The organism is Kitasatospora sp. NPDC057738, from assembly GCF_042798815.1.
Lineage (GTDB): Bacteria > Actinomycetota > Actinomycetes > Streptomycetales > Streptomycetaceae > Kitasatospora > Kitasatospora lactacystinica.
In genome coordinates this window covers 1-14,821 of the sequence record NZ_JBHVJT010000126.1, presented here as the reverse complement: position 1 = coordinate 14,821, position 14,821 = coordinate 1, and the positions used below count along the sequence as shown (strand labels likewise).

2 protein-coding genes are annotated in these 14,821 nt (G+C 72.6%); both read left to right on the top strand.

The genetic code is table 11. The features are described from left to right. The coding region (locus ACFVGO_RS38015; protein ID WP_380636751.1) for a phosphopantetheine-binding protein at window positions 1-315 on the top strand (315 nt) is incomplete at its 5' end. Continuing rightward, window positions 315-14,821 (top strand): amino acid adenylation domain-containing protein (locus tag ACFVGO_RS38010; RefSeq protein WP_380636750.1); only part of this gene is annotated, 14,507 nt, incomplete at its 3' end. The genes ACFVGO_RS38015 and ACFVGO_RS38010, both read left to right, overlap by 1 nt.

Sequence of the window (14,821 nt, the reverse complement as noted above, 5' to 3'; positions counted from 1 at the left end):
GCCCCCGACCGCACGGCGGAGCTGGAGGCCTCCTACCGCGCGCCGAGGACGCCCGAGGAGACGCTCCTGTGCGAGGCGTTCGCCGAGGTCCTCGGTCTGGAGCGGGTCGGCATCGACGACAGCTTCTTCGAACTCGGCGGGCACTCGCTGCTGGCCACCCGGCTGGTCAGCCGGATCCGTTCCGCCCTGGAGGTCGAACTGCCTCTCAGGGCGATCTTCGAGAGCCCCACCGTGGCGGGCCTTTCGTCCCACATCAACCGTCCCAAGCGCACCAGGCCCGCCCTGCGTCGTCGCACCAGGCAGGAGGAGATCTGATGATCCCGTTGTCCTACGCTCAGCAGCGGCTGTGGTTCCTCGGGCAGTTGGAGGGGCCGAGCGACACGTACAACATCTCGCTCCCCCTGCGCCTGCGGGGAGCCCTGGACCGTGAGGCCCTGCGGGACGCCCTGAGGGACGTGGTGGAGCGCCACGAGGTCCTCCGCACCGTCTTCCCGGCCAAGGACGGCAAGCCGCACCAGAAGGTCCTGGCCGCCGAGTCGGCCCGGATCGACCTGCCGGTGACCGAGGTGGACGCCGCGGACCTGCCGGCGGCGCTGGCCGCGGCCGCCCGGCACACCTTCGACCTGGAGCACGACATCCCGTTCCGGGCCTGGCTGTTCGCCACCGCGCCGGACGACCACGCGCTGATCGTCGTGATGCACCACATCGCGAGCGACGGATGGTCGAGGGGCCCGCTCGCACGGGACCTCTCCGTCGCCTACGCGGCGCGCCGGGGCGGGCGGGCCCCCGAGTGGGAGCAGCTGGAGGTCCAGTACGCCGACTACACCTTCTGGCAGCAGGACGTGCTCGGCGCCGACGAGGATCCGGAGAGCCTCCTCAACGAGCAGCTGGCGCACTGGCGCCAGGCACTCGCGGGCATGCCGCACGAGCTGGAACTCCCGGTCGACCGGCCGCGTCCCACCCGCGCCTCGCACGTGGGCGGCGTGGTCGACCTGACCGTGCCCGCCGGGCTCCACGAGCGACTGGTGCGGACCGCGAAGGCCGAGGGGGCCACCGTCTTCATGGCGGCGCAGGCGGCCCTCGCCGTCCTGCTGTCGCGACTCGGGGCCGGGAACGACATCCCGATCGGCGTGCCGATCGCCGGGCGCCTGGACGAGGCCCTGCACGACCTGGTCGGCCTGTTCGTCAACACGCTGGTGCTCCGGGCGCGGGTCGCCGACGAGGCCACCTTCCGGGACCTGCTCCGGCAGGTCCGGGAGACGTCGCTGGAGGCGTTCTCCCACCAGGACCTGCCGTTCGAGCGCCTGGTGGAGGACCTGGCGCCGGCCCGCTCGATGTCCCGGCACCCGCTGTTCCAGGTGACCCTGAGCGTCCAGAACAACGCGGACGCGGAGCTGCGGCTGCCCGGCCTGGAGGCCGAGCCGCTGAGCGGCGACCAGCGTCCGGCCAAGTTCGACCTCGACGTCCAGCTCGCCGAGCGCTTCGACGCCCAGGGCCGGCCCGCCGGTCTGGCCGGCAGCATCACCTACGCCGCCGACCTGTTCGACGAGGCGACCGTCGAAGCGATGGCGGAGCGGTTCATCCAGGTCCTCGACTCGGCGCTCTCGGACCCCGACCGGCCGCTCGGCCTGCTGGAGGTGACGAGCCCGGCCGAGCGCCACCGCCTGCTGGACGCGTGGCACACCCCCGCGCGCGGCACCCGGCCGGCGGCGACCCTGCCGGCGCTCTTCGCGGCGCAGGTCGAGCGGACGCCCGACGCCGTCGCCGCGGTCCTCGGCGACGCCCGGCTCACCTACGCGGAACTCGCCGAGCGCTCGGACGCGCTGGCCGCCCTGCTGGTCCGGCACGGCGTCGGGCCCGAGACCTCCGTCGCGGTCTGCCTGGAACGCTCGCTCGACCTGGTCGTGGCCCTGCTCGCCGTGCTGAAGGCCGGCGGCGCCTACCTGCCGGTCGACCCGGCCTCGCCGTCGGACCGCATCAGCTTCGTGTTCGCGGACTGCGCCCCCGCCCTGGTGATCACCTCCACCGCGTCGGCGGGAGCGGTCGCGCACCAGGAGGCCGTCCGCCGGGTGGTCCTGGACGACCCGGAGACCCTCGCGCGGCTGTCCGCCGGCAAGGGCGACGTGCCGCTGCCGGCCGAGGTCCCCGGCGCACTGTCCCCGGCGAACACCGCGTACATCATCTACACCTCGGGCTCGACGGGCCGCCCCAAGGGCGTCGTCGTCCCGCACGGGAACGTGGTGCGCCTGCTCGACGAGACGCAGCCGTGGTTCGAGTTCGGCGCCGACGACGTGTGGACCTGGTTCCACTCCTTCGCCTTCGACTTCTCGGTGTGGGAGCTGTGGGGCCCGCTGCTCCACGGCGGCCGTCTGGTCGTCGTGCCGGTCGAGGTGTCCAGGTCGCCGGTGGAGTTCCTGCGCCTGCTGGCGGACGAGGGCGTGACCGTCCTCAACCAGACGCCGTCCGCTTTCTACCAGCTGGCCCAGGCCGAGGCCCAGCACCCGGACCTCGGGTCCGAACTGCGGCTGCGCACGGTCGTGTTCGGCGGCGAGGCGCTCGACACCGGCCGCCTGCGCGAGTGGTACGCGCGGCACCGGGACGACGCCCCGCGACTCGTCAACATGTACGGAATCACCGAGACCACCGTGCACGTGAGCCACCTCCGGCTCGACCGGTCGGCGGCCGTCGAGGGCTCCCTGGGCAGCCCGATCGGCGAGGGCATCCCCGGACTGCGCGTCTACGTGCTGGACGCCGGACTGCGGCCGGCGCCGGTCGGCGTGCCGGGCGAGATGTACGTCGCGGGCGACCAGCTGGCGCGGGGCTACCTGAACCGTCCGGGGCTGACGGCGGAGCGGTTCGTGGCCTGCCCGTTCGGCGAGGCGGGCGCAAGGATGTACCGCACCGGGGACCTGGCGCGTTGGCGCGCCGACGGCACGCTGGAGTACCTGGGCCGCACCGACGACCAGGTGAAGATCCGCGGCTTCCGCATCGAGCTGGGCGAGATCGAGGCCGCCCTGCTCGGTCGGGCGGGTGTCGCCCAGGCGGCGGTGATCGTCCGCGAGGACGTCCCCGGCGACAAGCGGCTGACCGGCTACGTGGTGCCCGACCCGGGCGCGGAGGTCGACACCTCCGTGCTGCGGGGCGCCCTCGCGACGATGCTGCCGGAGTACATGGTCCCGTCCGCGGTCGTGGTGCTGGAGACGCTGCCGCTGACGGTCAACGGCAAGCTGGACCGCCGCGCCCTGCCCGCGCCGGACCGGGGGGCGCTGCTGGAGGCGTCCTACCGGGCGCCGCGCACCGCGGACGAGGAACTGACCTGTGAGGTGTTCGCCGAGGTCCTCGGCGTGGAGCGGGTCGGCATCGACGACAACTTCTTCGAGCTGGGCGGGCACTCGCTGCTGGCGGTGACGCTGGTCGAGCGGCTGCGCTCGCGCGGGCTGCCGGTGTCGGTGAAGGCGCTGTTCCAGGCGCCGACGCCCGCCGGGCTGTCGGCGGCCGACGAGGCCGCCCGGGCGTTCGTGGTGCCGGAGAACCGGATCCCGGACGGCGCGACCGCGCTGACCCCGGACATGATCACGCTGGCCGAGCTGAGCCCGGCGGACCTCGACCGGATCGTGGAGCAGGTCCCCGGTGGTGCGGCGAACGTCGCCGACGTCTACCCGCTGGCGCCGTTGCAGGAGGGGATCTTCTTCCACCACCTGCTGGACGTGGAGCAGGGCCGTGACGTCTACATCCTGCCGACCGTGCTGGCCTTCGACTCGCGGGAGCGGGTCGACGCGTTCGTGTCGGCGCTGCAGGCGGTGGTGGACCGCCACGGCATCCTGCGGACGGCGGTGCTCTGGGAGAACCTGCCCCAGCCGCTCCAGGTCGTCCTGCGCCGGGCGACCCTGCCCGTCCATGAGGTCACGTTGTCCGGTGACTCCGGTGGCTCCGGTGACTCCCGTGACGCGGGCGACTCCGGCGATGACGCGGTGGCCCGGCTGCTGGCGGCCTGCCCGCCGTCGATGGACATCCGGCGTGCCCCGATGGCCGATCTGACGATTGCTCAGGACACCGCCGGTGGGCGGTGGTTGATGGCCCTGCGCAGTCACCACCTCACCCGCGACCACACCGCGCTGGAGATCCTGCTGGACGAGGTGCGCGCGCACCTGGAGCAGGACGTCCAGCGGCTGCCGGAGCCGGCGCCGTACCGCGACTTCGTCGCCCACGCACGCCTGGCCGTCAGCGCCGAGCAGCACCGCGCCTACTTCGAGCGGGCACTCGGCGACGTCGAGGAGCCGACCGCACCCTACGAAGTGCTGGACACCCACGGCGACGGCAGCGGAACCGGCGAGTCGATCGTCGAACTGTCCGACGGGCTCGCGGAGCGCGTTCGCGAGCAGGCCCGCCGCCACGGCGTCAGCGCCGCGGCGTTCTTCCACCTGGCCTGGGCCCGCGTCGCCGCGGCCACGACCGGCCAGACCCACCCCGTGTTCGGCACCGTGCTGCTCGGCCGGATGGACGCCGGGGGCACCGCGCACCGGACCCCCGGGCTGTACATCAACACCCTGCCGATCCGGATCGACGCCACCCGGCCGCTGGACGCCGGACTGCGCGCCGTCCAGGTCCAGTTGGGCGAGCTGCTGCGGCACGAGCACGCCCCGCTGACCCTCGCCCAGCAGGCCACCGGAGTCCCCGCGCAGAGCCCGCTGTTCACCTCGCTCCTCAACTACCGCCACAGCCCCGGCGCCGCGAACGAGGGCACCGGCCTCGCCGGGATCCGGGTGCTGTACGGGCACGAGCGGACCAACTACCCGCTCACCGTGTCGGTGGACGACACCGTCGTCGGCTTCCGGCTCTCCGTGCAGGCCGTTCCCGCGATCGACCCGGACGTGGTGTGCGGTCTGCTGCACACCGCCGTCGAGAACCTGGCCGCAGAGCTGGAGCAGGACTTCCGGACCCCGCTCGACCGCATCCCCGTCCTCGACGACCGGCAGCGCGACCGGCTGCTGACCGCCTGGAACGACACCGCCTCCGACGTCCCGGCCGCGACCCTGCCCGAGCTCTTCGAGGCGCAGGCCGCCCGCACCCCGGAGGCCGTCGCCCTGGTCGCCACGGGCGAGAGCCTGACGTACGCCGAGCTGAACGCGCGGGCCAACCGCCTGGCGCACCTGCTGGCGGCCGACGGCGTCGGCCCGGAGCACCTGGTGGCCGTGTGCCTGCCGCGGTCGGCCGAGCTGGTCGTGTCGCTGCTGGCCGTCTCCAAGACGGGCGCCGCCTACCTGCCGCTCGACCCGGACTACCCGGTCGAGCGCCTGGCGACGACCCTGGCCGACGGCCGTCCCACCGCCCTGGTCGCCGACAGCGTGACGACGGACGAGGCCCTGACGGCGGACGCGGGCGTCCGGCGGATCGACCTGGACGCGCCGGAGACCGCCAACGCCCTTGGTGCGCAGCCGGTTTCGAACCCGGAGCGCCCCGGCCACCGCCCGGAGAACCCGGCCTACGTCATCTTCACCTCCGGCTCCACCGGCCGCCCCAAGGGCGTCGTCCTCCCGCACTCCGCGCTGAACAACTTCCTCGCGGCGATGAACCACCGCCTGCGGGTCACCGAGCACGACCGCCTGCTGGCCGTCACCACCATCGGCTTCGACATCGCCGGACTCGAACTGCACCTTCCGCTGGTGTCCGGCGCCGCCGTGGTCCTCGCCGACCGCGACGAGGTCCGCGACCCGGACGCCCTGCGCGCCCTCCTCGGGCGCGAGGCCGTCACCGTCATGCAGGCCACGCCCAGTCTGTGGCGGGCCCTGGCGGACGACGACGTCCTGCGGTCCGTCCGGGTCCTGGTCGGCGGCGAGGCGCTCCCCGGCGAGCTCGCCCGCACCCTGGCGGGCACCGCCGCCTCCGTCACCAACCTGTACGGCCCGACCGAGACGACCATCTGGTCCACGGCCTCGGAGGTCTCGGCGGACACCCCGGTCTCCATCGGCCGGCCCATCCTCAACACCCGGGTGTACGTGCTGGACGCGGCGCTGCGACCGGTGCCGGTGGGCGTGGCGGGCGAGCTGTACATCGCCGGCAGCGGCCTGGCACGCGGCTACCTGAACCGCGCCGGCCTGACCGCGGAGCGGTTCGTGGCCTGCCCGTTCGGTGAGGCGGGCGCAAGGATGTACCGCACCGGCGACCTGGTGCGCTGGCGCGAGGACGGCACGCTGGAGTACCTGCGCCGTACGGACGACCAGGTGAAGGTGCGCGGCTACCGCATCGAGCTGGGTGAGATCGAGTCCGCCCTGCTCGGCCGGGCGGGCGTCTCCCAGGCCGTCGCGGTCGTCCGCGAGGACGTCCCGGGCGACAAGCGCATCGTCGCCTACGTCGTCCCGGCCGTGGACGCGGCCGTGGATGCCGGCGTACTGCGGGACGCGCTCGCGGTGACGCTCCCCGACTACATGGTCCCGTCCGCCGTGGTCGTGCTGGACGAGCTGCCGCTGACCGCGAACGGAAAGATCAACCGCCGGGGCCTGCCGGCACCGGACCGGTCGGCGCTGCCGGAGGCGTCCTACCGGGCGCCGCGCACCGCGGACGAGGAACTGCTCTGCGAGGTGTTCGCCGAGGTCCTCGGGCTGGAGCGGGTCGGCATCGACGACAACTTCTTCGAGCTGGGTGGTCACTCCCTGCTGGCGGTGACGCTGGTGGAGCGGCTGCGCTCGCGCGGCCTGCAGGTGTCGGTGAAGGCGCTGTTCCAGACGCCGACCCCGCTCGGACTGGCGGCCGTGGACGCGGGCCAGGCGTTCGTGGTGCCGGAGAACCGGATCCCGGACGGCGCGATCGCTCTCACCCCGGACATGATCACGCTGGCCGAGGTCACCGAGGACGATCTCGCGCGGATCGTGGAGCAGGTCCCGGGCGGTGCGGCGAACGTCGCCGACGTCTACCCGCTGGCTCCACTGCAGGAGGGCATCTTCTTCCACCACCTCCTGGACGCCGACGAGGGACGTGACATCTACGTCTTCCCGACGGTGCTGGCCTTCGACTCGCGGGAGCGGGTCGACGGATTCGTGTCGGCGCTGCAGTCGGTGGTGGACCGGCACGACATCCTGCGGACGGCCGTGCTCTGGGAGGGGCTCTCCCAGCCGCTCCAGGTCGTCCTGCGGCAGGCGCCGCTGGCCGTCTCCGAGATCGCCCTGGCGGCGGGTGCCGGCGCCGGTGCCGGCGCCGGTGGCGATGTCGTGACGCAGCTGCTGGCGGCCTGCCCGTCCGCGATGGACGTCCGACGGGCACCCCTGATCGATCTGACGATCACTCAGGACATCGATGGTGGGCGGTGGTTGATCGCTCTGCGCAGCCACCACCTGATCCGTGACCACCAGGCGCTGGAGATCCTGCTGGACGAGGTGCGCGCGCACCTGGAGCAGGACGTCCAGCGGCTGCCGGCCCCGGCGCCGTACCGCGACTTCGTCGCGCACGCGCGCCTGGCCGTCAGCGCCGAGCAGCACCGCGCGTACTTCGAGCGGGCGCTCGGTGACGTCGAGGAGCCGACCGCGCCGTACGGCGTTCTGGACACCCACGGCGACGGCAGCGGCACCGGCGAGTCGATCGCCGAACTGTCGGACGAGCTGGCCGGCCGGGTCCGCGAGCAGGCGCGTCGCCACGGCGTGAGCGCCGCCGCGTTCTTCCACCTGGCCTGGGCGCGGGTCGCGGCGGCGACGACCGGCCAGACGCATCCGGTGTTCGGCACCGTGCTGCTCGGCCGGATGGACGCCGGGGACACAGCGAGCCGCACCCCGGGTCTGTACATCAACACCCTGCCGATCCGCATCGACGCCACCCAGCGGTTGAGCACCGGACTGCGGGCGGCGCAGGTGCAGTTGGGCGAGCTGCTGACCCATGAGCACGCCCCGCTGACCCTGGCGCGGCAGGCGACCGCCCTGCCGGCGCAGAGCCCGCTGTTCACCTCTCTCCTCAACTACCGTCGCACCGCCGCCACCGGCGGGGTCGGCGGGGTCGGCGGTGGAACCGCGCGGACGATCGCCGGGATCCAGCTGCTCCGCGCTAAGGAGCGGACGAACTACCCGTTGACGGTGTCGGTGGACGACACCGGTGTCGGGTTCCGGTTCACGGTGCAGGCATGTGCGCCGATGGACTCGGACGTGGTCTGCGGTCTGCTGTGCACGGCGGTGGCGAATCTGGTCGGCGGGCTGGAGCGGGATTCCGCCTCTTCGCTGGATCTGGTTCCCGTTCTGGACGCCGGGCAGCGGGAGTTGGTGCTGCGCGGGTGGAACGACACCGTGCGTGAGGTGCCGGTGGGGACGCTGCCGGGGCTGTTCGAGGCGCAGGTGGCGCGGACGCCGGATGCCACGGCCGTGGTGTTCGGCAGTGGTGCGGCGCGTGAGGTCGTGTCGTACGCGGAGTTGAACGAGCGGGCGAACCGCTTGGCGCACCTGCTGGTCGAGGGCGGTGTCGGCGCCGAGGATCTGGTGGCGGTGTGTCTTCCGCGCTCGACCGAGCTGGTGGTGTCGTTGCTGGCGATCGGTAAGGCGGGGGCGGCGTATCTGCCGCTGGACCCGGACTATCCGGCGGAGCGTCTGGCCTCCACCTTGGAGGACGGCCGTCCGACCGCCCTGGTCACCGACAGTGTGACGATGGGCGGAGAGCTGGCGGCTGGTGTCCGGCGGATCGACCTGGACGATGCCGAGACCGTCAACGCCCTTGGCGTGCAGGCGGTTTCGAACCCGGAGCGGGTGGGCCATGGTCCGCAGAGCCCGGCGTACGTGATCTACACCTCGGGGTCGACGGGTCGTCCGAAGGGTGTGGTGGTCGCGCATGACGGTGTGGTGAACCGTTTGGCGTGGATGCAGGACGACTACCGGCTGACGTCGTCGGATCGGGTGCTGCAGAAGACTCCGGTCGGGTTCGACGTCTCCGTGTGGGAGTTCTTCTGGCCGCTGACCACCGGCGCGACGCTCGTCGTCGCACGTCCGGACGGCCACCGTGACCCGGCGTACCTGGCGGAGGTGATTCGTGCCGAGGGTGTGACCGTCGCGCACTTCATTCCGTCGATGATGCAGGTGTTCCTGCTGGAGCCGGCCGCGCGGACCTGTACTTCTCTGCGGGCGGTGTTCGCGAGTGGTGAGGCGCTGTCGCCGGAGCTGCGCGACGCCTTCCTGCGGGATGTTGGTGTTCCGCTGCACAACCTGTACGGCCCGACGGAGGCGTCGATCGACGTCACCGCCTGGGAGTGTGTCCCGGGGACGGCGACGGTGCCGATCGGCGGCCCCGTCGGCAACACCCGGGTGTACGTGCTGGACGCGGCGCTGCGGCCGGTTCCGGTCGGCGTTGCCGGTGAGTTGTACCTCGCCGGTGTTCAGTTGGCACGGGGCTACCTGAACCGTCCGGGTCTGACGGCGGAGCGGTTCGTGGCCTGCCCGTTCGGCGAGGCGGGCGCAAGGATGTACCGCACCGGCGACCTCGCCCGTTGGCGCGCCGACGGCACCCTCGACTACCTCGGTCGTACCGACGACCAGGTGAAGGTGCGCGGCTACCGCATCGAGCTCGGCGAGATCGAGGCGGCGGTGCTCGGTCGGCCGGGTGTCGCGCAGGCCGCCGTGATCGTCCGCGAGGACGTCCCGGGCGACAAGCGCATCGCCGCCTACGTCGTCCCCGCCGTGGACGCGGAGGTGGATGCCGTTGCACTGCGGGATGCGCTCGCGACGACGCTTCCCGACTACATGGTCCCGTCCGCGATCATGGCGCTGGACGCGCTCCCGCTGACCGTCAACGGCAAGCTCGACCGCCGCGCTCTCCCGGCCCCCGAGATCACCGCGATCCACGAGGCCTACCGCGCGCCGCGCACGGCGGACGAGGAACTGCTCTGCGAGGTGTTCGCCGAGGTCCTGGGCCTGCCCCAGGTGGGCATCGACGACAACTTCTTCGAACTCGGCGGGCATTCGCTGCTGGCGGTCACCCTGGTCGAGCGGCTGCGCTCGCGCGGCCTGCACGTCTCGGTGCGGGCGCTCTTCCAGGCCCCGACGGCGGCCGGACTCGCGGCCGTCGACACCGGCCAGGCGTTCGTGGTGCCGGAGAACCGGATCCCGGACGGCGCCACCGCCCTCACCCCGGACATGGTCACGCTGGCCGAGGTCGCCGAGGACGATCTCGCGCGGATCGTGGAGCAGGTCCCCGGTGGTGCGGCGAACGTCGCCGACATCTATCCGCTGGCGCCGCTGCAGGAGGGGATCTTCTTCCATCACCTGCTGGACGCGGAGCAGGGCCGTGACGTCTACATCCTGCCGACCGTGCTGGCCTTCGACTCCCGCGAGCGCGTCGACGCGTTCGTGTCGGCGCTGCAGGCGGTGGTGGACCGCCACGGCATCCTGCGGACGGCCGTGCTGTGGGAGAACCTGCCCCAGCCGCTCCAGGTCGTCCTGCGCCGGGCGACTCTGCCCGTCCACGAGGTCACGCTCTCCCGTGACTCGCATGGCTCCGGCGATGACGCGGTGGCCCGGCTGCTGGCGGCCTGCCCGCCGTCGATGGACATCCGCCGTGCGCCCATGGTCGACTTGACGATTGCTCAGGACATCGTCGGTGATCGGTGGTTGATGGCTCTGCGCAGCCACCACCTCACCCGCGACCACCAGGCCCTGGAGATCCTCTTCGACGAGGTGCGCGCGCACCTGGAGCACGAGGAGGACCGCCTGCCCGAGCCGGCGCCGTACCGCGACTTCGTCGCGCACGCGCGCCTGGCGGTCACCGCCGACCAGCACCGCGCCTACTTCGAGCGGGCGCTCGGTGACGTCGAGGAGCCGACCGCGCCGTACGGCGTTCTGGACACCCACGGCGACGGCACCGACGCTGGCGAGTCGATCGTCGAGCTGTCGGCCGAACTGGCCGAGCGCGTCCGTGAGCAGGCTCGTCGGCACGGCGTGAGCGCGGCGGCGTTCTTCCACCTGGCCTGGGCCCGCGTCGCGGCCGCGACGACCGGCCAGACGCACCCCGTGTTCGGCACCGTGCTGCTCGGCCGGATGGACGCCGGGGACACGGCGAGCCGCACCCCGGGTCTGTACATCAACACCCTGCCGATCCGGATCGACGCCACCCGGCCGCTGGTGGCGGGTCTGAAGGTGGCGCAGCAGCAGCTGGGTGAGCTGCTGCGGCATGAGCACGCCCCGCTGACCCTCGCCCAGCAGGTGACCGGCGTCCCCGCCCAGAGCCCGTTGTTCACCTCGCTCCTCAACTACCGCCACAGTGTGCCCAGTTCTCACCCTGACCAGCAGGGCGTGCCCGGAAGCAGGACCACGGGCATCGACATCGTGTACGCCTCGGAGCGGACGAACTACCCGTTGACGGTGTCGGTGGACGACACCGGTGTCGGATTCCGGTTCACGGTGCAGGCGTGTGCGCCGATGGACTCCGACGTGGTCTGCGGTCTGCTGTGCACGGCGGTGGAGAACCTGGTCGGCGGGCTGGAGGAGGACTCCGCCGCCACGCTCGACCGGATCGCCGTTCTCGACGACGGGCAGCGGGAGTTGGTGCTGCGCGGCTGGAACGACACCGCGCGTGAGCTGCCGGCTGCGACGCTGCCGGGGCTCTTCGAGGCGCAGGCGGCGCGGACGCCGGACGCCACGGCCGTGGTGTTTGGCAGCGGTGCGGCCCGCGAGGTCGTGTCGTACGCGGAGTTGAACGAGCGGGCGAACCGCTTGGCGCACCTGCTGGTCGAGGGCGGTGTCGGCGCCGAGCACCTGGTGGCGGTGTGCCTGCCGCGCTCGACCGAGCTGGTGGTGTCGTTGCTGGCGATCGGCAAGGCCGGGGCGGCGTATCTGCCGCTGGACCCGGACTACCCGGACGACCGTCTGGCCTCCACCCTGGAGGACGGTCGCCCGACCGTCCTGGTCACCGACAGCGTGACGATGGACGGGGCCCCGGCAGCGGCGGCGGGCGTCCGGCGGATCGATCTGGACGCGCCGGAGACCGCCAACGCCCTTGGTGCGCAGCCGGTTTCGAACCCGGAGCGCCCCGGCCACGGCCCGGAGAGCCCGGCGTACGTCATCTACACCTCCGGTTCCACCGGTCGCCCCAAGGGCGTGGTGATCTCCCACCAGGGGATCGTCAACCGCCTTTCCTGGGGGCAGCAGGACTACCGGCTGACGCCGTCGGACCGGGTGCTGCAGAAGACCCCGGTCGGGTTCGACGTCTCCGTGTGGGAGTTCTTCTGGCCGCTGACCACCGGCGCGACGCTCGTCGTCGCACGCCCGGACGGCCACCGTGACCCCGCGTACCTGGCGGAGGTGATCCGCGCGGAGGGCGTGACCGTCGCGCACTTCATCCCGTCGATGATGCAGGTGTTCCTGCTGGAGCCGGCCGCTCGGACCTGCACGTCTCTGCGGGCGGTGTTCGCGAGTGGCGAGGCTCTGTCGCCGGAACTGCGGGACGCGTTCCTGCGGGACATGGGCATCCCGCTGCACAACCTCTACGGCCCCACCGAGGTGTCCATCGAGGTCACCGCCTGGGAGTGCGTGCCGGGGACGGCGACCGTGCCGATCGGCGGCCCGGTCGGCAACACCCGGGCCTACGTGCTGGACGCCGCCCTGCGTCCGGTGCCGGCCGGTGTGGCGGGCGAGCTGTACATCGCCGGTGTGCAGCTGGCACGCGGGTACCTGAACCGTCCGGGGCTGACGGCGGAGCGCTTCGTCGCCTGTCCGTTCGGCGGTGCGGGGGACCGGATGTACCGCACGGGTGACCTCGCCCGCTGGCGCGAGGACGGCACGATCGACTACCTGGGCCGCACCGACGACCAGGTGAAGGTGCGCGGTTACCGGATCGAGCTGGGCGAGATCGAAGCCGGCCTGCTCGGTCAGCCGGGTGTCGCCCAGGCGGCCGTGATCGTCCGTGAGGACGTCCCCGGTGACAAGCGCATCGCCGCCTACGTGGTGCCCGCCGCCGGTGCGGAGATCGACACCACCGAGATCCGGGCCGGGCTGGGCGCCGTCCTGCCCGAGTACATGGTCCCGTCCGCGATCATGGTGCTGGACGCGCTCCCGCTGACGGTCAACGGCAAGCTGGACCGCCGGGCACTCCCGGTGCCGGACCGCACGGAGCTGCTGGAGTCGTCCTACCGGGCGCCGCGCACGGCGGACGAGCAGCTGCTCAGCGAGGTGTTCGCCGAGGTCCTGGGTCTGCCCCAGGTCGGCATCGACGACAACTTCTTCGAGCTGGGCGGCCACTCCCTGCTGGCGGTGACGCTGGTGGAGCGACTGCGGGCGAGCGGTCTGCCGGTGTCGGTGAAGGCGCTGTTCCAGGCCCCGACGCCGGCGGCGCTGGCCGCCGTCGACGCCGGTCAGGCCTTCGTGGTGCCGGAGAACCGGATCCCGAGCGACGCGACCGTCCTCACCCCGGACATGGTCACGCTGGCCGAGCTGAGCCAGGCGGACCTCGACCGTCTGGTGGAGCAGGTCCCCGGTGGTGCGGCGAACGTCGCGGACGTCTACCCGCTGGCGCCGCTGCAGGAGGGGATCTTCTTCCACCACCTGCTGGACGCCGACCAGGGCCGTGATGTCTACATCGTTCCGGTCGTTCTGGGCTTCGACTCGCGCGGACGCATGGACGACTTCGTCGCCGCGCTCCAGCACGTCGTCGACCGGCACGACATCCTGCGGACGGCCGTGCTGTGGGAGAACCTGCCCCAGCCGCTCCAGGTCGTCCTGCGGCAGGCCCCGGTGGCGGTCGAGGAGATCGCCCTCACCGGGGACCCGGGCGAGGACGCGGTGGCCCGGCTGCTGGCGGCCTGCCCGCCCTCGATGGACATCCGCCGTGCCCCGATGATGCAGCTCGTCGTCGCGGCCGATCCGGGCCGGGACCGCTGGCTGATGGCCCTGCAGAGCCACCACCTGATCCGGGACCACCAGGCGCTGGAGATCCTCTTCGACGAGGTGCGGGCGCACCTGGAGCAGGAGGAGGACCGCCTGCCGGAGCCGGCGCCGTACCGCGACTTCGTGGCGCACGCCCGGCTGGCTGTCACGGCCGGCCAGCACCGTGCGTTCTTCGAGCGGGCGCTCGGGGAGGTGGAGGAGCCGACGGCGCCGTACGGTGTGCTGGACACGCACGGCGACGGCAGCGAGACCGGGGAGGCCGTGGTCGATCTCTCCGGTGAACTGGCCCACCGAGTGCGCGAGTTGGCGCGCCGGTACGGTGTGAGTGCGGCGGCGTTCTTCCACCTGGCGTGGGCGCGGGTCGCGGCGGCGACGACGGGGCAGACGCATCCGGTGTTCGGCACCGTGCTGTTCGGCCGGATGGACGCCGGGGACACGGCGAGCCGGACCCCGGGTCTGTACATCAACACCCTGCCGATCCGCATCGACGCGACCCAGTCGCTGCTGGCGGGGCTGAAGGTGACCCAGCAGCAGCTGGGCGAGCTGCTGCGGCACGAGCACGCCCCGCTGACCCTCGCCCAGCAGGCCACCGGCGTCCCGGCGCAGAGCCCGCTGTTCACCTCGCTCCTCAACTACCGCCACAGCCGGACGGCCGACACCCATCAGACCGTCCTTGCCGGCGTCACCCCGCTGTTCGGGCAGGAGCGGACGAACTACCCGTTGACGGTGTCGGTGGACGACACCGGTGTCGGGTTCCGGCTCACGGTGCAGGCGTGCGCTCCGATGGACTCGGACGTGGTCTGCGGCCTGTTCGAGGCTCTGGTGGAGCGGCTCGCCGACGGACTGGAGCACGAGCCCGACCTGAAGCTCGACCAGGTCTCGGTGCTGGACGCCGGGCAGCGGGAGTTGGTGCTGCGCGGCTGGAACGACACGGCGCGTGAGGTGCCGGTGGGGACGCTGCCGGGGCTGTTCGAGGCGCA